This is a genomic window from Vibrio sp. 811, assembly GCF_033339195.1.
In genome coordinates, this window is record NZ_JAWOUB010000010.1 from 124,086 (window position 1) to 145,703 (window position 21,618).

A 21,618-nucleotide genomic window follows, 5' to 3' on the forward strand; every position below is an offset into this window, starting at 1 on the left:
CAGATTTATGTCAAAACTGTAATTAAATTGAGAACTTATATCCGCAGTTATCGACTAACCTAATTCCACGGTTGTTGATATCACTAAATGTACCTCGGCTTATACGGATAATCATGATGAAAAAAATGTCTTTGGCGTTAGCGCTTACGAGTGCCTTACTTGCCGCCCCGCTTAGTTGGGCGCAGTCTATCTCAGGAACCACACAAGCTCCCGTTTATCAGCTCGATAACAAATTGGTACTAGGGCGTGTGGAGAGCGTCTACTACAGTGACATTCCGGAACTAAAAGCGGTGCCATTTATTGGCAAGATTGATACTGGTGCAGATACGACATCGATGCATGCGGAGAATATCCATGTCAGTAGCTCACACCCAGATTACCAAGATTTGAAAGATAACGAGTTACTTTGGGCGATTGTCGATGACTTAGGTGGTACGAAGGCAAAGTGGGACGCCGACAGCTTTAAGCCATATCAAGTAAAGGTTAGCTTTACGGTTCCTCACCCTTATACAGGGAAGGAAATACAGATTACCGATGATCTGGAAAGAGTGAGCGCGATTCGCAGCCGAACAAGCAAAAAGCCCATCCTACGCCCGACAATAAAAATGCCGATGACAATCGCTGGTCACACCGTTGATACGGAAGTGAACCTGACCAAGCGTACGCAATTCTCTTCTCCTATCTTGATTGGTAAAACCTATCTCGATGATAACGCATGGGTCTTCGCTGGTTACGATTACCTTCAAGAACAGCCACGCGCAAAAATGATTGGCAAAAAAGAGACGGTTGAAGTCGAAGGTGTGCCATATAAGATCAGCATCTCAACTTCTAGCCGTTATACCAACGTCCATGCACTGGACATCAAGGTAGACAAAAAGCATAACGAAGTCTCTTTTATGTTAGAGGGCGAGAATGGCAAGCGTCATCCTATGACATTACCCTTGGTACGAATGCTGAAAACGACCAAAAGCGAGCGCCCTTTAGTCTATTTACCCGTCAAAGTCGGCGAAAATGAAACTCAACGTTGGTTGGTGTATCTGCGTGATCGCAGTAAGTTCAGTTCGCAAATTCGCTTAGGTCGGGACGTCGCGAGTCAGCACTTTGTTATTGATACGGACAGAGAAAATCTACTGGGTGGCGTAGAAAAAACGTTCAAAAGCGCACTCAAATCAAAACCTCTTGTCGTTTCACCAGAAGAACAGGTCACCATTGATGGTTATACCGTCCCTGCTTACCCCACTTTTACTGTGAAAACGCCATTACTGCGTGTAAATGGGTTTGAAGTAACAGAAAAAGGTAAGGATGAATCCGTCACGTTTTATTTAATGAACGATGAGGGGAAAGAAGAAAAAATCACCAAACCAGTGTTGAAAAAGCTCAAGGTTGGCAGCGCGGTTCGCCCTGTTGTCGAAGGAGACTTTCTTCTCGGTAGAAAAGACACATCAATGAAGTTTGCGCTCGATGTGCTTGATGAGGGTGACACTCAACCCTTTTTCGTCTTTGGTCATGACATAGCCAAGGGTGGTGTGTTGCTGAACACTCGCGCAGACCATCTACTAGATGCAAGGCCACTTTTCAAAGCTGGCCATATCGAAGTGGCTGAAGTTGAGGGGATGTCTTTCCCTGTGAAGTTAGACACGGGTGCAGATGTAAGCTCAATCAATGCTAAGAACATCAAGCAGTTTAAGAAAGACGGCAAAGACATGGTGAGCTTTACCTATGAGAACGATCTTGGCATGAAACAGGCGTTTACCAAGCCTGTTGTTGATGTCATGCGTATTAAAGCTAAGAAAGGCGAGAAAGCGAACGTACGCCCTGTGGTTGAAATGCATGTTAAGCTTGGCGAATTAGAGAAGAAGATCCGAGTCAACTTACAGGACCGAGGTCGCTTCCATTACAGCATGATTTTAGGTAAAAACTTCCTAAAACATGGCGCGGTTGTTTCGAGTGATACGAATTACATCGTGACGCAAAAACCGGATTACGAAAAGTAACACTCTGGCCGCCTTATCACCTTGATACCCAAAGCCTGAACAACATTGGATCTTTGGGTATATCATCTCCTTAATGCTGCCAAAGAGCAGCATTTTTTAGTTGAGATAGGAGTTAATTTGAAAACTAAGCTGATTACACGAGAAGGTTACAACAAACTCAAACAAGAGCATGATTACCTTTGGAATGAAAAGCGCCCGGAAATCACCAAGATCGTCACTTGGGCTGCGAGCCTGGGCGATCGCTCAGAAAATGCGGATTACACCTTCAATAAACGTTTACTCCGTCAGATCGACCGTCGTGTCCGCTTCCTTCGTAAATTCCTGCCAGAAGTCACGATCGTTGACTATTCTCCGCAACAAGAAGGCAAAGTCTTTTTTGGTGCATGGGTGGAAATAGAAAATGAGGCAGGAGAAGTGAAAAAGTTTCGTATTGTCGGGCCTGAAGAGATTTATGGCGATGCGAAAGACTACATCTCTATCGATTCACCTATGGCGCGAGCGATGTTGAAAAAACAAGTGGATGAAGAGTTCACGGTACGCACCCCAGAAGGTGAAAAAGAGTGGTTCATCAACTCAATTGAATATACTCAACCGGCCTCGGAAGACTGAGGCTTTATCACCGATTCAAGTCTCATGAAGTTCACTAGGAGTGACTTGGGTCTCAATGTCAGAATATTTGGTATAAAGGCATGGTGCCTTTCTCGGAGAAGTAAAATGAACAAAGCAGTCATGTGTAGTGCTGCACTAACAATAGGTTTCTCACTTTCAGTTTTTGCTCAAGATGAAGTGAAAGGCTGTGACGCTAAAGAGTTAGCGGTAGAGCAGCAGCTTGAGTATGCAAAAGCGCAAGGTAATGAGCATCGCATTAAAGGCTTGGAGCAAGCACTTTCCGCTATCCAGAATGAATGCTCGGAAGGTGAGCTGCGGCAAGAGCTGCAAACAGAAGTGGAAGAAAAGACTAAAGAAGTTGAGGAGCGAGAGGAAGAATTAGTCGAAGCTCAGCATTCAGGGAAAGCAGACAAAATTGAGAAAAAACGTCACAAGCTGGCTGAGGCACAGCAAGAGCTGCTTGAGGCCAAACGTGAACTGGAATGGAATTATGGTCAATAGTAGGTGCTGAAAATACCTGCTAGAGAGAGAATAAAGCGCTTAAGATAAAAAGAGTAACAATTTGCTTGAGCACGTTAGGAAAAACAGTGATACATTTTCGACAATAGACGCTTCTGAAAGGATGTTTCAATGCAAGAAAATCATAAAATTTTAGTGGTTGATGACGATGCTCGTTTACGTGCTCTATTGGAGCGTTACCTTTCTGAGCAAGGTTTTCAGGTACGAAGTGTCGCCAATGGCGAACAGATGGATCGCCTACTAACGCGCGAAAACTTTCACTTAATGGTGCTGGACCTAATGTTGCCAGGTGAAGACGGTTTGTCAATTTGTCGTCGTCTACGCCACGCTAACAATATGTTGCCAATCTTAATGCTCACCGCGAAAGGTGATGAAGTGGACCGCATCGTAGGTCTTGAGGTAGGGGCGGATGATTATTTGCCAAAACCGTTTAACCCACGCGAATTGTTGGCTCGCATCAAGGCCGTATTACGCCGCCAAACCGTAGAGTTGCCGGGTGCACCAAGCACGGAAGAAAAAGTGGTGGAGTTCGGGGAATTCCGACTCAATCTAGGCACTCGCGAGATGTTCCGCGGTGACGAGGCAATGCCACTCACCTCTGGAGAGTTTGCTGTCCTAAAGGCGCTCGTGATGAATGCGCGTGAGCCAATGTCACGAGACAAATTGATGAACATGGCGCGTGGCCGTGAATATTCTGCAATGGAACGTTCTATTGACGTACAAATCTCACGTTTACGTCGCATGTTAGAAGACGATCCGAGCAAGCCGCGCTACATTCAAACCGTATGGGGCCTAGGTTATGTTTTCGTCCCAGACGGCAAAGAGGTGTAACCTCTTCACTCCATAGCCAGCACTTGGCTATAGCAACTTCAGCCTTCATTACCTTCCCTTTGAAGGCTGAAATTTCGCGATTAGGACCACTAGGAACGTTCCATGCGCATCCGAAGTTCACTGACACAATCTATTCTGCTGTTCATCTCTTTGCTTCTCGCGAGCCAAGTTTTCTCTTACTACGCCGTTTTTAACTACGCGTTGATGCCGAGTTTGCAGCAGTTCAATAAAATTCTCGCCCATGAGCTCAATTTGGTGCTTGATGATGAAGGACCTTTAAAGTCTGATGCACCGTTAAGGCGTCAATTGTTAGAAAGATTAGGGGTGACGGTTCATAGTCTCGATAGCGATAAGGCGATTGAATTTCATCACGCAATGTCGATTGATTTGATGTCTGAAGAAATGAGCCAAGAGCTGGGTTCGCCCACAGAAGTGCGCTTATTGCTTGGCGATGAAAGTTACATTTTGTGGATGCACATCGAAAAGTTGCCGAACTCCATCATTCGTATTCCGTTATCTGAGCTGCAAGAAGAAGATTTTGCCCCGCTGTTTCGTAACAGCTTGATTATGGCGCTGCTGATCATTGCAGGTGGTTGGTTGTTTATTCGTTTGCAAAACCGTCCACTTTTGGCTTTAGAGAGAGCCGCGAAAGACGTCGGTCGAGGTGAGATCCCGCCCCCCTTAGCAGAGAAAGGCGCATCGGAGATTCGCTCTGTAACTCGAGCCTTTAATCAAATGTCGAAAGGTATTCAAGAGCTAGAAGAAGACCGAGCCTTATTAATGGCAGGGATTAGCCATGACTTACGAACACCTCTGACGCGTATTCGCCTAGCAACAGAAATGATGTCTCCTGAGGACAGCTATCTTGCGGAGGGGATCATTAGCGATACGGAAGAATGTAATGAGATCATCAGTCAGTTTATGGATTATCTCAAACCGGTGAACCAAGAATCGTTTGAAGCGGTTGATATCAGTACGATTGCCAGTGACGTCGCCAGTTCTGAAGGTGGCTATGAGGTTGAAATTGAAACAGATCTTAATCTTAACTTGCCGCCAGCCAAAGGAAGCGCGATTGCGATTAAGCGGGCGATCAGTAACTTAGTTGTGAATGCGCTACGTTATGGCAATGGCTGGGTCAAAATCAGCACTGGTGTGACAGCAGATAAGCAGCTAGTGTGGATTTCAGTAGAGGACAATGGACCGGGTATCGAGCATTCTCAAATCGCGAGGTTATTTGAACCCTTTACGCGTGGTGACACCGCTCGCGGTAGTGAAGGCACTGGGCTAGGGTTGGCGATTGTGAAGCGTATAATCAGCCAACATTCAGGCTCTGTGGTGATGCGTAATCGCAGTGAAGGCGGTTTAATCGCTCAAATCAGCTTTCCTACCAAGTAAGTCGATGGCCTGCACCCTTTAAACAAAAAGCCCAACCTAAATAGGTTGGGCTTTTCTTATTCTCAATAATCTTAAGACTCTTTCACTTCCTGAGGAAGTTCATCTTCGTCTTCCAGTTTCTCTGGCAGAAGTAGATTTAAAATGATCGCTGTGATGCCACCTGCTGCAACACCAGTTGAGAAAATACTCTTAATAAATTCTGGCATAAATTGCAGGATCTCTGGTTTTTGTGCGATACCAAGTCCCATTGAGAAGGATAAGGCCATGATCAGAATTGCGCGGCGATCGAGCTCAACACGAGAGATAATACGCACACCAGCGGCAGCAATCGTACCAAACATGACAATCGTTGCGCCGCCAAGTACTGGCTCAGGAATCAGCTGAACAAAGCTAGCGACGCCAGGAAACAAGCCAAGAATCACTAACATGCCAGAAATAAAGTAACCCACGTAGCGGCTCGCGACTCCTGTTAGCATGATGATGCCGTTATTCTGGCTAAACGTTGAGTTCGGGAAGCTGTTGAAAACGGCTGCGATTGCAGAGTTTAAGCCGTCTGCTAACACACCGCCCTTAATGCGTTTCATGTACACTGGGCCTTTTACTGGCTCACCAGACACTTCAGATGTTGCGGTAATATCACCGATGGCTTCTAGTGCGGTAATAAAGAAAATCAGTACCAGCGGAATGAACAGAGACCAGTCAAACGATAAGCCATATTGCATTGGTACGGGCAGTGCTACGATCTCGGTTGCGCCTAGCTGAGAAGTATCTACCATCCCCATAAAATACGCCATGATGTAGCCCACTAGCATCGCAATCACGATTGAAGCCACACGGATGTATGGGTTTTTCGAGCGGTTTAAAATCACAATTAATCCAAGTACCGTCCCAGCCAGAGCAAGTTTGTCTAAGCTGCCGAAGGTTCCTTCATTTAATGCTGCGTAGCCACCGCCCATTGATACTAAGCCGACTTGAATCAGTGTGAGACCGATAAGAGTGACGACGATGCCTGAAACAAGCGGAGTGATGATTCGGCGGGCATGCTCCAACACGCGAGATAGAAAAATTTCTGCAAATGATGCGACTAAAATCGTACCAAAAATGGCAGCCATCATGGTACTGATGTCTGCTCCACCGGCTTTCAGCGATAGGCCTGCACCAATAATAGGACCTAAAAAGTTAAAGCTGGTGCCTTGAACAGAGAGCAAACCAGAGCCAATTGGGCCAACGGTGCGAATTTGAATAAACGAAGACACGCCTGACGCAAACAAAGACATGCTGATGATGGTATTCGTTTGGTCTGCTGGTACACCCAAAGACTGACAGATGATCAGTGACGGAGTGATAACCGCGACGAACATCGCCAATAAGTGCTGAAGTGCGGCAAAAATGGTTTGAGGCAAAGGTGGTCGATCGTTGAGTTGATAGACCAGTTCCGAAGATCGGTTTGAAGTTGTCATTGTTTGTCTCGCTAGTCGCAATATTTCCCTAGTTCTCGCTGAATGGGAGAGCAGGGTGGAGTTGACGTCGTTACCTGTGATTGCTGTTAATCAGAGTCAACTCAGGTTGGTGGAGTGTGATCTAACACACTTAAAAATTTGTGCGCGATTATAGAGAGATTTACTCAAAAAGCAAACGTTTGCTTTTGGCGTGTTAAAAAACGAGCCATTTGGCTCGCTTTCAATCATTACGCTTTGGAGTAAATATCCCGCTCACCCAACCAGCGATCGATAATCGCTGTTGCGTTAGTCGGGTAATTGTCATGAATATGACGCGCAATACGCTGAACTTCGGGAATCAGGCGTTGATCTCGAACTAAGTCTGCGATTTTGAAATCAGCAAGACCTGTCTGCTTTGTACCCAATAGTTCTCCAGGGCCACGAATTTCTAGGTCTTTCTGCGCAATGACGAAGCCATCGTTACTTTCACGTAGTACTCCGAGGCGTTTTTGCGCGGTTTTTGACAGCGGAGAGTGGTACAGCAGCACACAATGGCTAGCAACGGAACCTCGGCCCACGCGACCTCTTAACTGGTGTAATTGTGCCAAACCAAGACGTTCAGGGTTTTCTATGATCATCAAGCTAGAGTTTGGCACATCCACACCAACTTCAATTACTGTCGTTGCGACCAGCAAATGCAGTTTATTGTCTTTGAAATCTTGCATCACCGCTTGTTTCTCTGCCGGCTTCATTCGTCCGTGTACTAGACCAATTTTTACGTCCGGCAGTTTACGTTGAAGCTCTTCTGCGGTATCTGCCGCGGCTTGCGCTTCTAATACTTCCGACTCATCAATCAGGGTACACACCCAATATGCCTGCTTGCCTTCGTTTAAGCAGGCATTTCGGACACGTTCGACGATGTCGTCACGTTTTGTATCAGGAATGGCAACGGTTTGAATCGGCGTTCGACCCGGTGGTAGCTCGTCAATCACGGAAGTTTCCAGATCGGCGTAAGCGGTCATCGCTAAGGTTCGAGGAATAGGCGTCGCCGTCATGATCAACTGATGAGGATAAGCGCCTTGTTTTGCGCCTTTTTCACGCAATTCTAATCGCTGATGGACACCGAAGCGGTGCTGTTCATCAATGATGACCAAGGCAAGGTGATGAAATTCAACGTGCTCTTGGAATAGCGCGTGAGTACCCACTACCATTTGCGCTTCACCACTGGCAATACGAGCCAGCTCGGCTTCCTTTGCCTTACCTTTGAGTTTGCCCGCTAACCAACCGACTTGAATGCCCATTGTTTCAAACCAGTTTGCGAAGTTGATAGCGTGTTGCTCGGCCAATAGTTCGGTTGGCGCCATGAGTGCCACCTGATGGCCATGCTCAATGGCTCTAACAGCGGCCAAAGCGGCAACCAACGTTTTCCCCGAACCAACATCGCCTTGCACTAATCGCATCATTGGGTGCGGTTTTTCTAGATCGGCTTCAATCTCTTGTACTACTCGGGTTTGAGCGTTTGTAGGAGAGAAAGGCAGTTGGGCTAAAAGCTGCGTTTTTAGTTTATTACAAGGACCGAGAGGTAGCGCTGAATCCTTCTGACCTTTGCTACGCACCGCTAGCATCGATAAGTTTTGTGCGAGCAATTCTTCCATGATCAAGCGGATTTGGGCAGGATGTTTGCCTTCGTCAAACTCATCTAAATTAATGGTTGGTGGTGGGCGATGAATGGTGTGCAGCGCTTGCGACATCGTGATTTGATGGTCATACAACCCCGCTGGAAGTAATTCCTGCACTGCGGTTTTATCAAGCAGGGCTAAAGCTTGTTCGGTAAGGTTGCGCAATGTGATTTGACGCAATCCATCGGTGGTGGGATAAACAGGGGTTAAGCTCTGTTCTACATCGGGCTTTTGCTCACTGACGTAAAACTTGTAGTCAGGATGAACAATTTCCAAACCCATGCCACCGCGCTTAATTTCACCGTAAGCATGCACTAACTTACCTTGCGTGAAATTGTTCTTCATGGCTGCGGTAAAGTTGAAAAAGCGCAGCGTGATAGTGCCATTACCGTCGCTGATTTTTACCGTTAGCATTTTGCGCTTACCGAAGATAGTGTCGACTGCCATGACCTTACCTTGCACGGCCGCCCAAAGGCCAGCATGCAGTTTGGCAATAGGGTAAATACGAGTACGATCTTCGTAGCGTAACGGAAGGTGAAACAGCAAATCTTGAACGCTATGTAAGCCAACTTTGGCGAGTTTTTCTGCGACTTTCGCGCCAACTCCAGAAAGGGAGGTTAATGGGACGGCAGATAACATTTGGGCGGACATAGAGGGCTCAAGAAAATGGTTAACATAGAAGTATGTTAACCATGGAGCTGTGTTTTTGTACAGGAAAAAATAGTCATGCTTTAGTTAGTGTCATGATTTGACTGATAACCTATCATTCCGAGGAGCTTTAGCGACATCAGGATTCTATTTCCAACAAGTATGTCGCTGAAGTTAACACTATCAGCATCTGTATATTTGAGAATTAGATCCTGAACCACGCTCCTTCGCCGCCGTTCAGGATGACGAAAGTCTGTTACTTGCTTTGCATCTCTTGCCACCACGCGTCATCGGCGATGATTTGACCTTCTTCATCGAGTGGTGGGTAAACGAGCCCTTTTCGTTTCGCGACCTTTGCCAGCACTGGGTGACCACGTTCAAAGAGAATACGGTTGATTGTCTCTTTAGGCAGAGCGCTTTCTTCTCGGTCGTACATGCCTGCGGCTTCACGTTGACGTTGCGCTTCATACAAAATTACGGCACTGGCAACCGATACGTTTAGTGACTGCACCATGCCCACCATCGGGATAATAATGTCTTGATCGGCAAGCTGTTTGGCTTGCTCCGAAGCGCCAACCTTTTCGCTGCCTAAAATGATTGCCGTTGGTTTGGTGTAGTCGATTTCGCGAAAATCGACGGCGGTGTCCGAAAGATTGGTCACCAAAACCTGCATACCTTGCGCTTTGAGTTCGGTAATCGCAGTTTCAATCGAATCGTGAGTATCCACTTCAACCCAGTTACGCGCGCCAGCTGAGGTATGGCTCAGCGTACGCATTTTGTCTGGCCAAATTGCGTGAACTTTGTGTAAGCCTGTCGCGTCAGCGGTGCGGATCACAGCAGAGACGTTGTTTGGCTTATGTACTTCTTCGAGACAAAGTGTCAGATCAGTTTGGCGAGTTTTTAGGACTTGGTGAATACGGTTGTAACGTTCTAGGTTCATATTTATTGAGGTATAAAAAATCGCCACCTAACAGAGTAGGTGGCGATAGAGGTTAGTTCTTTCTGCGTCTGACTCGGGTTGCTTGAGGCATTGCCTTAATCTTACGCATGATACCAGCAAGGTGGACACGATCTTTCGTCGTCAACAGCACAGTCACAGTGTATAGACGACCATCACGTTCTTCCGTTGAAAGGCCATGAATGTTTGATCCTGTTTTCGAGATCACGTTGGTCAGTTCTGCAAGAGCACCTTGGTTGTTAAGCATGTCGACTTTAAGTTCAGCAATGAACTCTTTATCGTAGTCTTCAGACCAAGCGACAGCCATATAACGGTCTGGCTCTTTCTGATAACCACGAACGTTCGGACATGTTTCTCGGTGAACAACCAAACCACGACCAGGCGATACGTGAGCAATAATGTGATCATCTGGGATAGGATGACAACAATTTGCAAACGTCAGCAATAAGCCTTCTGCGCCACGAATCGGAAGCTTCTTCTTCGAGTCCGTTGGGATTGAACTTGTTGTCGTGAGCTCTTCGGTGTCACCAAGGAGACGACGTGCGATCACAATGCTCATCAACTCACCCAATCCAATAGCAGCCAATAAATCATCGATGCTTTCTAGGCGAAGATCATTCAAGACTTCTTGGATATTTTCTGGATAAATTGAATCAATCGAGTGACGGCCAAGTGCGTGATTAAGTAGGCGACGACCTAAAGTGATCGACTCTTCACGACGCATCGTTTTCAGTACTTGTCGAATCTTAGTGCGGGCACGAGAAGTCACGACATAGTTTAGCCATGCTGCATTCGGACGCGCACCAGGGGCACTGATAATTTCCACCGTCTGACCGTTTTTCAATGCCTTACTCAATGGGTAAGGGTTACGATCAACACGAGCACCAACACAAGAGTTGCCTACATCGGTATGTACGGCATAGGCAAAGTCGACAGCCGTTGCGCCTAAAGGTAATTCAACGATACGACCTTTTGGTGTGAAGACGTAAATCTCATCTGGGAAAAGATCGGATTTTACGTTTTCAATGAATTCGAATGAGTTACCCGCGCTTTGTTGTAGCTCTAACAGGCTTTGCATCCAACGCTGAGCTTTCACTTGCGCAGTGGTGCCAGACTTGTCGCCTTTGTCTTTATAAGACCAGTGTGCTGCGACACCTTTGTCCGCCATTTGATCCATATCTTCAGTACGGATCTGAACTTCAACAGGTACGCCGTGTGGGCCAACCATGGAAGTGTGTAGCGATTGATAGCCGTTCGCCTTTGGTACCGCGATGTAATCTTTCATGCGACCAGGACGTGGCTTATACAAGCTGTGTACTTGGCCTAAAACGCGATAACAAGTATCAGCGGTATCAACAACGACTCGGAACGCATAGATATCCATGATGGTGTGAAAGCGCTGTTCTTTGGTTTTCATCTTGTTGTAGATAGAGAACAGGTTTTTCTCACGACCAACGACGCGAGCATTCAAGCCAAAATCTTGCAGACGGCCTTCTATTTCGCTGTGAATGCGTTGGATCATCTCTTTACGGTTACCACGTGCGGCTTTAACCACTTCTTTCAGTACGCGGTAGCGGTTGGGATATAGCGCCTCAAAGCCCAACTCTTCGAGTTCGGTTTTGATATTGTGAATACCAAGACGATGAGCGAGGGGCGCGTAAATTTCTAACGTTTCACGAGCAATACGACGCTTTTTATCTGGTCGAAGCGCGCCAAGCGTACGCATGTTGTGCGTGCGGTCAGCCAGTTTGATCAGAATGACGCGGATATCTTGCACCATGGCCAGAACCATCTTACGAAAGTTCTCAGCCTGAGCCTCTTTCCTATCGCGGAATTTGAGTTTGTCCAGTTTAGATACACCATCAACCAATTCTGCGACAGTGTTGCCGAATTTCTCTTCGAGATCTTCTTTAGTTACATCACAGTCTTCAATGACGTCATGCAGCAAAGCAGCTTGGAGGGTTTCGATATCAAGGCGCATTTCGGCCAAGATACGAGCCACTGCGACAGGGTGGATGATGTATGGTTCACCGCTAGAGCGGGTTTGCCCTTCATGGGCATCTCTCGCTACCACATAAGATTGACGCAGAGCCTCAATCTGAGGCTCTGTTAGGTATTCTTGGGCAACGTCTTTGAGGCTATCGAATAGATACAAATTATAGGCCCGGGAGGTTGTTGAATTCTAAAGTCAGAATTAACGGTTGTGAGCGATGCTGCTTACTGCCGCTAGCTCTGCCGCTTCTTGCTCTTGCTGTTCTTGACGTTCACGAGCGTCTAGAACTTCTTTAGTAATTAAACCTTCTTCGATTTCGCGTAGAGCGATAACCGTTGGCTTATCGTTCTCTTCTGGCACTAGTGCATCTTTACCGCCAGTTTGCATTTGACGAGCGCGGCGAGCCGCAATCAGTACTAGGTCGAAACGGTTGCCAACTTTTTCAACAGCGTCTTGAACAGTTACGCGTGCCATGAGGACTCCAAATAGTTAACTAAAATTTTAGAATGACGAGAAAGTATACAACCTAACTACTTTATTTACTAGCAATTAGACAAGCCACCGTTTGTGGACTTTCTCAGGTAGTTTATTGTGTTTTTCGCACTGGGCAAAAAACGGGAAATTCTTTATGTTTTACAGCGTGACTTTTTTGAAGTTACTCTGCTAACAACGCGTCAAGCATACCTTTATATTTAGCAGCTTGCTTTTCTTCCTTCAATCTTTCAGCACGCAAGATAGCTTTAAAATCCATCAAAGCGGTATCAAAATCGTCGTTTACGATCACGTAGTCGTACTCGTTGTAATGAGAGATTTCCGACTTGGCTTCAGCCATACGCTTTGCGATCACTTCATCGCTATCTTGACCACGAGTGTTCAAGCGACGCTCTAACTCACCGTTTGATGGTGGCAGGATGAAGATGCTTTTGGCTTCTGGCATTTGTTCACGGATTTGGCGTGCGCCTTGCCAGTCGATATCTAGAAAAACGTCGATACCTTTATTTAGTGTTTCTTCAATCCATACACGAGATGTGCCGTAATAATTACCAAACACTTCTGCGTATTCTAGGAAGTCACCTTTAGCGATCAGGGCTTCAAACTCATCTTTCGCTACAAAATGGTAGTGGACACCATTTTCTTCACCAGGTCGCATGTTGCGCGTGGTGTGAGACACAGACACTTTCATTGCGTAGGTTGGGTTGCGTTCCAACATCGCTGAGATCAAGCTAGATTTACCTGCGCCGCTAGGTGCAGATACGATATAGAGAGTACCTTTGCCCATTGTACTGTTCCACTTTTGATTGGATTGATTGAGTGCCGAAGGAAAGTTCGACATTCTTATAACGATAGCACTGGCATTGAGAAATCAACCACCAAAGGGGTGGATATTGGTGATAATCCCGCCAGAAAAATGGAGGCGAAGAGTATCATGATCTCTATTTTGTTACCAGTTGATCTTTCTGTCTGTGATCGTCTCAGATGAAATAGTTACTTACGCCAGAGTGTTCCTAAACAGCGAAGAAGGAGCGTGATACAGGACTTACCATCCGCGCACTCTGTTATTAAAACCATTTCTACAACCGTTTAGTGTGCTGATTTTAGGTTTAGAGTCCCGATTTGGCTTGCGTGAGTGACTCTGGTTAAAAATAGGGGTTAATAAAGATAAAACGGAAAAAAGGGGAAGCTTTCACTTCCCCAGGCGTGCGACTGACTCACACTTAATCTTCGAATTATCCTTGAGACTCTAGGAAATTTATCCAAGGGCTAACGGTTGACCTGAATTTTGGCGATTGAGCAGCGCCTTTCATCGCCTGCAAGGCCTTTTGTGGCTGCTTAAGCTCGAAATAGGCCATCCCGCGAATGTATTCAAGTTCTGCCTTTTGCTCTTTAGAGGCACTGGATGCCGCGCTTTCTACAAAACGAGTTGCTTCAGAATACTGCTTGTCTTGTATCATTAAGCGAGCAATCTGAATTTGCGTTTTAGCAGAAGGAGCGAGGTTATATGACTTTTTATAAGCGAGAATTGATTTATCTAGCTCTTTAGCTTGCTGCCAGAAGCTGGCTAGGCGGTCATAGTTTTCCTTCGTCTTTTCAATGTTTCCAGCTGCCATTTCCTTTTCAAGAGTTTTGGCTGCTTTATATGGAATACCTTGATAAGCCAAGAAGTTTACAAAGCGTAAATATTCCTTCTCTCCTTCTAGTTTCCCCATTTTGTAAACCATTTCTAGGGTGGCTAGAGAGTTGCGCTCTTGACCTAGCTCCATGTAGACACCAGAAAGTTGCATCCAGTAACGCTTTTTCTGAGGGTACTTTGAAGTCAGAGTTTTGAGTACACTGGCAACGCTTTTCAGCTGGCCTAACTCGTAGTGAGATGCAACGAGAATTAAGTACCAAGACTCACTTGGGCTCTTGCTCATCGCGATGGCTTTTTTGGTTGGTGGGATTGCATTTCTGTAATCTTCCAACTGAACATAGGCGCTCGCTAACGTGATATAAGCATGAGCTTGAGGCTTCTCTTTGGTTGTTTCTGCAACCTTGAACCATTCCTTCATCGTTTTTACAGACAACGTATACTTTTCTTCAGCTAGGTAAAGCTGAGCCAAGCTGTAGCGAACTTGTTGAGCAACAGGAACGGGAAGTGCGTCGAGCTGTAATGCTTCGGCAAAGTATTTTGCTGCTTGCACATAATTGTCTTGTAGCGAATACAAAAAGCCAGTCTGCTGAAGTAAAACTGCTCGGTCGTATTTTTTCGAACTTGTGCTTTCTAAAGCGCTTGCTAGTTTTTCTTTCGCTGCTGAATATTTTTCAGTTGCGATCAACTCTTGCACTTTGTTAACGGTTCGAAATGTCCGATCTGATAACTGAGGAGCTTCTTTTGCCATCGTAGGAGCGGTCATTGCCACTCCTGCGAAGAGAATTAAAGAAGCCACTTTGCTTTTCCATAAACTTTTCATCGTGACTCCTTAATTGGTTGAGAACTCTATTTCTTGCGATAGGCGCGAGCTAACAGGTTTCCCGTCAACCAATTTTGGTTTAAATGTCCATTTAGAGACTGTTTTTCTTGCCGCTCGACCGAGGCCTAAGCGTCGTGGTTGCTCTTTAAGAACTTTGATGTCCTCTACGGCACCACGTGCGTTGACAGTAAACTCTAATAAGACGACCCCTTTTTCTATTCCTGCTTTCGCAGCCTTCCTAGGCATTTGAGGTTGGAATGTCGCTAGAGGTGTTGGACCTCCGCTACCCGCGAGTTGCGCACCTCCACCCTGGCTATAATGTCCAAGCACCGAACCACCTGTAACATTTACGGGTAGGTCAAGCTTTGGCATATCCATTGGGGTCTGCTCCATCACCGGTTTTACTGTCGCTGTCACTTTCATTTCTGGCGGCGGCGGCGGACGCTTAGGCGGTGGTGGCTTTGGAAGTTCGCGTTTTTTCTCCTGTATTTTTTCGTCTGGTTTAATGCGAATAAACTCGACCATACGCAGGTCATCATTCGACACTAACTCGTGGCGCTCTTTGTTTACTAGCTTGTCCATCCCCCAGAACAACCCGAGGGAGACAATGAGCGCCAGTGCAATTGAGGCCAGATACCGCATAAGCTTAATCCTTATTGGTTGCGGCAATGGAGATGCTTTCTACACCTGCCATTTTGATCTGGTCCATAACCTTCACGACTACGCCAGCATTTGCTTCAGTGTCGGCTTGGATAACAACTGCGCCATCAGGGCTTTCTGCACGAAGACGTTCAATATTCGCGCGAACCGCGTCCACTTCGATGCGGCGTTTATCAACCCAAACATCACCCGCCGCACCAACTGCGACCATGATGTTACCTTTTTTCACGGTTTGCGCAGAGCTTGCTGTCGGGCGGTTTACTTCTAGACCAGCTTCTTTTACGAACGATGTTGTTACGATAAAGAAGATCAACATGATGAATACGATGTCGAGCATCGGTGTCATATCGATAGCGGTTTCATCACTGCTATCACTGCTATAGCGTCTTTTCATGACCTATACCTCTAATTCCATTTACTCAGGCAATATGCTTTAGCTTATCTTCCAGCTTTTGCGTTGTGACTTTGGCTAAATGATCAAGACGTGAACTAAAGAACAGTCCTGATAGAGAAGCCACCATCCCGGCTAAAGTTGGGATTGTTGCCTTTGAGATCCCCGAGGCCATTGCTCGAGGGCTTCCTGTTCCTGTTACCGCTAAGATGTCGAATACTTGGATCATGCCAACAACGGTGCCGAGCAAACCCAGTAAGGGACAAAGCGCAATCAATACTTTCACGATTGGCAGGCCCTTTTTATTCTCAATGTCCTGACGAGAAACAATTTCTTGTCGGATCATCTTAGCGTTCCAGCTCTGGTGCTCTGATCGCCCCTGCCATGAGCCAACGGCTTTTTTCATGGCTTTTGGAGCGACGGCAGCAAAATAGAACCAACGTTCTAACAATACTGCCCAAAGCATAAAGCTGAGGATGAAGATGGCGACGAGTACATCGCCACCCATTCCCAAGAAGCGCCTAATTGATTCAAGTTCTCCAACTAACCACCACATAACGCCTCCTTAGCTTTCGGCTTTATGTAGTTTTTCCTGATAGCGAGCGATGAAGCCTGCACTCTGTTCTTCAAGAGTTTGAACCAAACGACGACCTTTACTGTGTACGATGGTGTACAAGAACAGTAGAGGAATTGCGACAACCAGACCAAGCATCGTAGTAACAAGTGCTTCAGAGATACCGCCAGCCATTAGCTTAGGATCACCTGTACCAAATAGTGTGATTGCTTGGAACGTACCGATCATACCCATAACCGTACCCAGTAGACCTAGAAGTGGTGCTACAGAAGCGAACAGTTTGATTGAGCTGATAAAGCGTTCAATGCTCGGTGCGTTACGTAGGATGATTTCGTCCAGTTTCGCTTCAAGATCTTCAAGGTTGTCACCTTTGTGTTCTTGGTAAGCCTGGATAACTTCACCCAATGGGTTACCAGGAATCACGGTTTCTGATTTCGCTTGCTTACGCATTTTACCGCCAATCACTTGAAGGCGTAGGAAGCAAACTAGAGCAATGATAGCGCCAACTGCACCCATACCAAGGATGACGTAACCTACAATGCCACCTTGATCAATACGTTCTTGAACGGTAGGGCTTTGTACAAGTAGAGACAGAATTACACCACGGGATGGGTCAATAAACAGTGGCTCATAGCTGTTTGACGCTGACTCAAAGCCCGCAACATGACGTGTAATATTGGTGCGAGGCTGTCGAGAGAGTTCTTCGAACTTACCTGTTTGAGGTACATAAGTAACGTACTTACCATCGGCAATCGCGTTAAATTCACCGACAAGAGTAACATCGCGAACCGCTTCTTTACCTTCGCCATAAACAACCGTTGCTTGGGTTGTTGCAGTTTCGCCAGAAGCAACTACTTGTTGGAGAATGGTATGCCAGAAAGCTTCTAGCTCTTGTGTTGACGGCAGTTCTTTACTTTCAGCCAGTTTCGTTAGTAGAGCGTCACGCTCCGGGAACTGAACAGCGTTTTGAGAGGCTGCAAATAAGCCCTTAAACTCTCCCGCATACTGGCGGACCACACCAAACATTTCGCCCAAAGTACCAGAGCGAACACGTAGGGTTTCTGTTAGTTCAGTTAGCTGCTTATCGTTTTCATCAAATGTTGCTTTAAGTTGATCGCCCAGTGCTTGCTGCGCAGCTAACTCTTCGCGAGCTTGTTGCAATAATGCCGCTTGCTTATCGCGATTGTTCTTGAACTCAGCTTCACGGGCTTTGTTCTCTTTCGACTCAACGATGCTTTCTGATTTTACGTTTTTAAGTAGTTCAGATAAGTTTTTAGGCGTTTCTGCTTGTACGCCAGAAACCATAAATAAGCTCGCTAGTAGGCCAGCGGCTAGAGTTTTGAATCCTTTCATCTCTTATTCCTCCCCAGCATATACAGGCAATTTGATTAGCGCTGGTGGCGCTTGCTTCTTCGCGATACGAAGGCCTTGCTGTACCGCTATGCGGTAGCTTTCCGGTAATGTTTCCCATTGACGTGTTTGTTGGTTCCACATACCTGTCTCACCACCGTCTGGAGATTGGAATAAAAGCGCCGTGCGACCAATACGTAGGAAATCGTAAGTCACGGTTTCCCCATTTCTATCTAGGCTAGCTTTGTAAGATTCAATTGAGCGAGAGAAGCCTTCTTCAATTTGGTAGGCTTCCATCACTTTACGGAATTTCTCAGAAGTCGTTACGTCGGCGCGATCCATGAGACGACGCAGTTCTTGGACACGTTTATTACGCTCTTTTTTCTGGAAAGGCAGATCGAGAGTCACAAACTCATCGAGTGCATCGATCATTTTAAGTGTTAGTGGCACTACTTCTGTTGCCGTTTGATCGATCTGAGCAATTTGGTTATTTAATGAGTCCAATTCACCTTGCTGTGATTGAACCATACGATTAATTTGCTCGTTGTAGACTTTCATGCTGTCGATTTGACGTAGTAAGCCTTTGTATTCTGCCAACATGCCTTCAGTACTTTCGGCATAATTGTCGATTTTTTGTTGCGAAGCTTCTGAAGATTGATTTGCTTTTGCTTGTGTGGAAACGACAGCACCAGAGTTGGCCGCTATAGAGCTACTACTGATAGTAAGCAATGCTGCAGCTATGGCACTGAGACCAAATTCCTTGAATTTCATGGTTGCATCCTTGTCAGTGTTTTAGTCAGTCGAAAAGGGCGCGGAAAACCCGCGCCAAATATTTTTTAGAAGTCGTATGATGCCTCGACGTATAGCTGACGTCCGATTGGATCGTCATACCCAGTTGCATAGAATGGAGAGGTATCGCTTAGAGGATCTGCAGGCGGTACTTTGTCAAACATGTTGATAGCACCAAGAGTTACACGACCACTCTCGTTGAATTGGTAAGAAGCCGTTAGGTTCCACGTTGTCATACTAGCGATTTCTGCTTTGTAACCCGCTTTTTTAGCAGAATCACAGTCATCAAAGTAGTAACGGTTTGCGTAGCTTGAACACATACGGTCGCGGTATTTACCAAATAGGTTGATAGCGACATCTTCATATGCCCAGCCAAGATTTAACGTTGCGGTGTATTCAGGCATGAAATCTCTTTCATCCGTTACAGGCTCGCTGTCGTTTTCTTGATATTCAGCAATCAAGATCTTCGTTACAGCAACACGCGTGTTAAATGAACCGAACTCATTAGTGTCGTATGCGTATTTGATCGCTAGGTCAATACCAGAACGCTCTTCATACGACTGGTTCACTGGACCATAGGATACCGACTTGATGGTGCCATCTGGGTTACGAACGACTTCAGTACCTGGGTATTTACCTGGATCGTTAATTACATCTTGGTAAGTTGGTGCAGTTACGACGTCTTCCATTTTGATGTGGTACCAGTCAACGGTTACACCAAGATCATCCACAGGCTCCCACGCTAGGCCCAAGTTAATGTTTGTACTTGTTTCTTCTTTCAGCTCTGAGTTAGGGCCATTAAGCGTATCGAAGTACTGAGTATCACACTCTGGGTACTTATCTTTATCTTGTGGGCCGCTACCACCAGCATTGGTACAAAGCTCTGGGTCAAAGCCAGAACCAAAGCCTCGAGTTTGATCACCAAATAGTCGCTTCAAGTCTGGAGCTCGGAAGCCTAGACCGTAGCTACCACGTAGCAATAGGGTGTCAGTAGGACGGTATGCTAGGGCTACTTTAGGAGTGAATGCGCCACCAGTTGCCGAGTCGTCGAAGTAGTGGTCGTAACGACCAGCGACAGTCATTTCTAAATCTTCAATGATAGGAATAAGAGCTTCAACACCAAGACCAATCTGATCGCGGTCACCGCCGCCTGATGTTCCACCTAGACCAGAGAAACCACCAGCTGCTGTTGTAGCATCAATCGTCTCATTGTAGTCAGTACGGTTCCATTCACCATAAACAGCAAAGCCAGACATACCTGCAGGAAGTTCAACCAAATCACCAGCCAGTGAGCCGTTAACAGAGTAAAGCTTTGAGTAAGCTTCTTTGCTTGAAGTGCCGCTGTATTTGTCTACAACGTCTTGTGAGATAGGCCCTAGAAGATCGACATCACCATTTTGTACAGCTTGGTCGAGAGTTAGAAAGATTGCTGGGTTGCTTGTTTCAACGCTTTGCTCAGAGTAACCAGCGGATAGGTCCCAATCATACGTATCAGCAAGCAGGCCGTTCAAGCCTAAGGTTAAGCCAAAAGAATCGGCTTCAGTGTTACTTTCGCGTGGTCCAAATTCGACCATACGGCGAGTGTATTCGCCTTCGCCGCGGAAGTGAGTGGCATCAACTTCAACGCTGTAAGGGTTAGGTTCGAATTCAGATTCTGTAGACTTGTAGCCAAAACGGGCTTCTGCCATGGCAGTGACATTGTCGTTAATGTCCATTTCACCACGTAAAAGTAGGTCTACTTGTTTGTTTTCTGGTTTTAATGTTCGGTATGCAGAACGGTTAACACCACACTTTCCATCCGCTCGTTCAATCGCGGCATCACCAACGACTTCTTTACATGAAGAACCAGCATCAGCTGGTGTTAGAAGTGTTCCGTTGGCGCCTTCAAAGTTTGCACCGTAGCTAGAGTAGCCACTTAGCTGAGAACGGCTAGAACCGTCATCGCCAGCCCAATCATCTCGGTCAGATTGCTTTAGCATTTCGTTGCCCGCAAATTGGCCAACGAAGAGAATACGTTTGTCGTCAAAGTTTTTGCCAGCCACAACGTCTAAACGGCCGTTTTGGTAACCACCATCCGTCGCGTCACCCGCGCGTACTTTTACAGAAACGCCATCAAAGTCTTTCTTTAAAATGAAGTTTACGACACCACCGATTGCGTCGGAGCCGTAGATAGCAGAACCTGAGTCGGTCATTACTTCAACACGCTCAATGGCGGCGACAGGGATTTGGCCGATATCTTGGAAGTTAGATGTACCATCTTGTGCTAGCGGGTATTGAGGAAGACGACGGCCATCAATAAGAATCAATGTGCGTGACGCGCCAAGGCCACGTAAGTTGACTGACTGCGCTGCTGGTGTAAACGAGAAAGAGTCTGTTTGAGCCATTACACCACCTGTGTTTTGGGTCAAACTGTTCAATACGTCTTGCGCGCTGTTAAAGCCTTTAGACTCAATGTCTTTACTATTAATAACAGTAACTGGTGAAGGACCTTCCATATCCGTCGTGGAGATACGCGAACCAGTAACTTTCATCTTTTGAAGTTTTTCAACTTGCTGCTCTTCTGCCAGTGCTGTTGCTGGGGCTGCAACTGCTGCTGTCCCCAAAGCAAGGCTTATCGCAACAGATAAAGCGGTTGTGTTTTTATACATCCTTGTTGCTCCGATTATTATTATTTCCTATGTCTGGCCGCATAGCGGCCAAATGTGACGTTAATATTTCGTTAACGTTCGGCCAATGTATAACCGAGATGAAAAAAGGAAGTCAAACCAGTGGTAAACGGGGATGCTTAAATGTAAAAAAGATGTAAATAACCAGGCTTTATTTAAAAAGCGGAATAAA

Annotated in this window: 18 protein-coding genes; 5 read left to right on the top strand and 13 right to left on the bottom strand. The window is 46.2% G+C overall.

Features of this window, described 5'->3' with window-relative positions; translation table 11 throughout:
• Positions 1-113: 113 nt before the first annotated feature.
• From R7Q46_RS15880 to envZ, 5 genes are all read left to right on the top strand, one after another.
• On the top strand, positions 114-1,994 hold the full coding sequence (locus R7Q46_RS15880) for an ATP-dependent zinc protease (protein WP_213886565.1): 1,881 nt from the start codon (positions 114-116) through the stop codon (positions 1,992-1,994).
• A gap of 117 nt (positions 1,995-2,111) precedes the next feature.
• Entirely contained in the window at positions 2,112-2,603 is a 492-nt protein-coding gene (gene greB, locus R7Q46_RS15885) for a transcription elongation factor GreB (protein ID WP_005379321.1), read from the top strand.
• Positions 2,604-2,708: 105 nt separating this feature from the next.
• Positions 2,709-3,104, top strand: a complete 396-nt coding sequence (locus R7Q46_RS15890; RefSeq protein ID WP_005379332.1) for a DUF1090 domain-containing protein — start codon at positions 2,709-2,711, stop codon at positions 3,102-3,104.
• Between the two features lie 129 nt (positions 3,105-3,233).
• Entirely contained in the window at positions 3,234-3,953 is a 720-nt protein-coding gene (gene ompR / locus R7Q46_RS15895; protein ID WP_005379333.1) for a two-component system response regulator OmpR, read from the top strand.
• A 102-nt stretch (positions 3,954-4,055) separates the two neighbouring features.
• Positions 4,056-5,348 (top strand): two-component system sensor histidine kinase EnvZ, encoded by a 1,293-nt coding sequence (gene envZ, locus R7Q46_RS15900; protein WP_017820700.1) that lies wholly within the window; start codon positions 4,056-4,058, stop codon positions 5,346-5,348.
• 71 nt (positions 5,349-5,419) lie between these two features.
• Here envZ and R7Q46_RS15905 read toward each other — a convergent pair whose 3' ends face one another.
• From R7Q46_RS15905 to R7Q46_RS15965, 13 genes are all read right to left on the bottom strand, one after another.
• A complete protein-coding gene (locus R7Q46_RS15905; RefSeq protein ID WP_005379335.1) occupies positions 5,420-6,808 on the bottom strand; it encodes a uracil-xanthine permease family protein in 1,389 nt (462 codons plus the stop codon).
• A gap of 227 nt (positions 6,809-7,035) precedes the next feature.
• Positions 7,036-9,117, bottom strand: a complete 2,082-nt coding sequence (gene recG / locus R7Q46_RS15910; protein ID WP_205391079.1) for an ATP-dependent DNA helicase RecG — start codon at positions 9,115-9,117, stop codon at positions 7,036-7,038.
• Positions 9,118-9,370: 253 nt separating this feature from the next.
• Positions 9,371-10,054: a tRNA (guanosine(18)-2'-O)-methyltransferase TrmH gene (trmH, locus tag R7Q46_RS15915; protein WP_017820702.1), complete on the bottom strand. Its 684-nt coding sequence runs from the start codon at positions 10,052-10,054 to the stop codon at positions 9,371-9,373.
• Between the two features lie 52 nt (positions 10,055-10,106).
• Positions 10,107-12,227, bottom strand: a complete 2,121-nt coding sequence (gene spoT, locus R7Q46_RS15920) for a bifunctional GTP diphosphokinase/guanosine-3',5'-bis pyrophosphate 3'-pyrophosphohydrolase (protein WP_005379340.1) — start codon at positions 12,225-12,227, stop codon at positions 10,107-10,109.
• Between the two features lie 39 nt (positions 12,228-12,266).
• Positions 12,267-12,539, bottom strand: a complete 273-nt coding sequence (gene rpoZ, locus R7Q46_RS15925) for a DNA-directed RNA polymerase subunit omega (protein WP_005379346.1) — start codon at positions 12,537-12,539, stop codon at positions 12,267-12,269.
• 181 nt (positions 12,540-12,720) lie between these two features.
• Entirely contained in the window at positions 12,721-13,344 is a 624-nt protein-coding gene (gene gmk / locus R7Q46_RS15930) for a guanylate kinase (protein ID WP_005379347.1), read from the bottom strand.
• Positions 13,345-13,792: 448 nt separating this feature from the next.
• The gene (locus R7Q46_RS15935; RefSeq protein WP_017635000.1) at positions 13,793-15,016 is read right to left on the bottom strand and encodes a tetratricopeptide repeat protein; all 1,224 of its coding nucleotides are present in this window, start codon (positions 15,014-15,016) and stop codon (positions 13,793-13,795) included.
• A 9-nt stretch (positions 15,017-15,025) separates the two neighbouring features.
• Positions 15,026-15,658 (bottom strand): energy transducer TonB, encoded by a 633-nt coding sequence (locus R7Q46_RS15940; protein ID WP_005379353.1) that lies wholly within the window; start codon positions 15,656-15,658, stop codon positions 15,026-15,028.
• 4 nt (positions 15,659-15,662) lie between these two features.
• On the bottom strand, positions 15,663-16,070 hold the full coding sequence (locus tag R7Q46_RS15945; protein ID WP_005379359.1) for an ExbD/TolR family protein: 408 nt from the start codon (positions 16,068-16,070) through the stop codon (positions 15,663-15,665).
• Between the two features lie 25 nt (positions 16,071-16,095).
• A complete protein-coding gene (locus R7Q46_RS15950) occupies positions 16,096-16,623 on the bottom strand; it encodes a MotA/TolQ/ExbB proton channel family protein (RefSeq protein WP_005379363.1) in 528 nt (175 codons plus the stop codon).
• 9 nt (positions 16,624-16,632) lie between these two features.
• Positions 16,633-17,994 (bottom strand): MotA/TolQ/ExbB proton channel family protein, encoded by a 1,362-nt coding sequence (locus R7Q46_RS15955; protein WP_130544853.1) that lies wholly within the window; start codon positions 17,992-17,994, stop codon positions 16,633-16,635.
• 3 nt (positions 17,995-17,997) lie between these two features.
• On the bottom strand, positions 17,998-18,762 hold the full coding sequence (locus R7Q46_RS15960; protein WP_005379365.1) for a DUF3450 domain-containing protein: 765 nt from the start codon (positions 18,760-18,762) through the stop codon (positions 17,998-18,000).
• 65 nt (positions 18,763-18,827) lie between these two features.
• Complete coding sequence (locus tag R7Q46_RS15965; protein WP_104975749.1) at positions 18,828-21,428, bottom strand: TonB-dependent receptor plug domain-containing protein; 2,601 nt, start codon at positions 21,426-21,428, stop codon at positions 18,828-18,830.
• Positions 21,429-21,618 lie beyond the last annotated feature (190 nt).

What these genes read in the sequence shown, in the direction of transcription:
- gmk (WP_005379347.1), bottom strand. Translation starts at nt 13,344, where the DNA reads ATGGGCAAAGGTACTCTCTATATCGTATCTGCACCTAGCGGCGCAGGT.
- R7Q46_RS15950 (WP_005379363.1), bottom strand. Translation starts at nt 16,623, where the DNA reads ATGTGGTGGTTAGTTGGAGAACTTGAATCAATTAGGCGCTTCTTGGGA.
- R7Q46_RS15940 (WP_005379353.1), bottom strand. Translation starts at nt 15,658, where the DNA reads ATGCGGTATCTGGCCTCAATTGCACTGGCGCTCATTGTCTCCCTCGGG.
- trmH (WP_017820702.1), bottom strand. Translation starts at nt 10,054, where the DNA reads ATGAACCTAGAACGTTACAACCGTATTCACCAAGTCCTAAAAACTCGC.
- ompR (WP_005379333.1), top strand. Translation starts at nt 3,234, where the DNA reads ATGCAAGAAAATCATAAAATTTTAGTGGTTGATGACGATGCTCGTTTA.
- R7Q46_RS15960 (WP_005379365.1), bottom strand. Translation starts at nt 18,762, where the DNA reads ATGAAATTCAAGGAATTTGGTCTCAGTGCCATAGCTGCAGCATTGCTT.
- R7Q46_RS15935 (WP_017635000.1), bottom strand. Translation starts at nt 15,016, where the DNA reads ATGAAAAGTTTATGGAAAAGCAAAGTGGCTTCTTTAATTCTCTTCGCA.
- envZ (WP_017820700.1), top strand. Translation starts at nt 4,056, where the DNA reads ATGCGCATCCGAAGTTCACTGACACAATCTATTCTGCTGTTCATCTCT.
- R7Q46_RS15880 (WP_213886565.1), top strand. Translation starts at nt 114, where the DNA reads ATGATGAAAAAAATGTCTTTGGCGTTAGCGCTTACGAGTGCCTTACTT.
- rpoZ (WP_005379346.1), bottom strand. Translation starts at nt 12,539, where the DNA reads ATGGCACGCGTAACTGTTCAAGACGCTGTTGAAAAAGTTGGCAACCGT.
- R7Q46_RS15945 (WP_005379359.1), bottom strand. Translation starts at nt 16,070, where the DNA reads ATGAAAAGACGCTATAGCAGTGATAGCAGTGATGAAACCGCTATCGAT.
- R7Q46_RS15965 (WP_104975749.1), bottom strand. Translation starts at nt 21,428, where the DNA reads ATGTATAAAAACACAACCGCTTTATCTGTTGCGATAAGCCTTGCTTTG.
- recG (WP_205391079.1), bottom strand. Translation starts at nt 9,117, where the DNA reads ATGTCCGCCCAAATGTTATCTGCCGTCCCATTAACCTCCCTTTCTGGA.
- R7Q46_RS15955 (WP_130544853.1), bottom strand. Translation starts at nt 17,994, where the DNA reads ATGAAAGGATTCAAAACTCTAGCCGCTGGCCTACTAGCGAGCTTATTT.
- R7Q46_RS15890 (WP_005379332.1), top strand. Translation starts at nt 2,709, where the DNA reads ATGAACAAAGCAGTCATGTGTAGTGCTGCACTAACAATAGGTTTCTCA.
- R7Q46_RS15905 (WP_005379335.1), bottom strand. Translation starts at nt 6,808, where the DNA reads ATGACAACTTCAAACCGATCTTCGGAACTGGTCTATCAACTCAACGAT.